The organism is Aeromonas crassostreae, from assembly GCF_054052445.1.
In genome coordinates this window covers 1-444 of record NZ_JBSTYM010000064.1, presented here as the reverse complement: position 1 = coordinate 444, position 444 = coordinate 1, and the positions used below count along the sequence as shown (strand labels likewise).

The following is a 444-nucleotide window of genomic DNA, read 5'->3' as shown; positions in this document are numbered from 1 at the left end:
CGCTGATCTCGCTGCGGTCGATGGTGCCGTCGTTGTCGGCATCTTCGGTGATGACCACGGTCGGCGCCGCGGTGGCGGTGGTGTCGCCCATCACCGCGCTGTCGCGGCCTTCCGGCGAGACGTTGCCTGCCTCGTCGACGATGGTCGCCGTCACGGTCAGCGCCGCGCCATCGGCCGGACGGTCAAACTCGTAGCCCACCTTGCCGGCAAGGATGTCGGCGTCGCTCAGCACCCGGTCGGCCTGGCCGCTCACCTTGAGGGTATCCCCCGCCTGGGCCTCGCCCGGCAGGGTCACTGACACGTTCACGGGGCCCGCTATTTCGCTGCGGTCGATGGTGCCGTCGTTGTTCACGTCTTCGGTGATGACCACGGTCGGCGCCGCGGTGGCGGTGGTGTCGCCCATGGTGGCGCTGTCGCGGCCCGGTTGGGATGCGTTGCCTGCCG

At 70.0% G+C, this 444-nt stretch carries 1 protein-coding gene; it reads right to left on the bottom strand.

All coding sequences use genetic code 11. The annotated features are described in order from the left end of the window. On the bottom strand, positions 1 to 444 hold a 444-nt coding region (locus tag ACW5W4_RS18895; protein WP_456690414.1), incomplete at both ends, for a hypothetical protein.